Annotated in this window: 1 pseudogene; it reads left to right on the forward strand. The window is 55.8% G+C overall.

Annotation, left to right across the window (positions count from 1 at the left end):
• Nucleotides 1–31 precede the first annotated feature (31 nt).
• Nucleotides 32–274: pseudogene (locus AF337_RS44200) on the forward strand (hypothetical protein); the annotation flags it as partial.

The following is a 274-nucleotide window of genomic DNA, read 5'->3' on the forward strand; positions in this document are numbered from 1 at the left end:
CCCCTTGAACCTGGCTGCCGAGGATTTGCTCATGATGAAGCCCTCGATTGATGGACAGCTTTCCGCCCAGCAACCTGTTTTACTGCCGATTATGGCACCACGCCTTCAGGCGGACATTCATCCAGATGGACACGCTGATCTTCCCTTGTGCGGGGCAGGGAGTCTGGGGCGTGTGAGGTTTTCGCCAATCAATGGTTCTCGTACCCATGAGCCTTGCCGTGCCTCGCAGAAACCAGGAAGTACTTCAACCCAATGCCTGATCAATCCGCATGGC

It is taken from the genome of Rhizobium ecuadorense (assembly GCF_001187535.1).
Classification (GTDB): Bacteria; Pseudomonadota; Alphaproteobacteria; order Rhizobiales; family Rhizobiaceae; genus Rhizobium; species Rhizobium ecuadorense.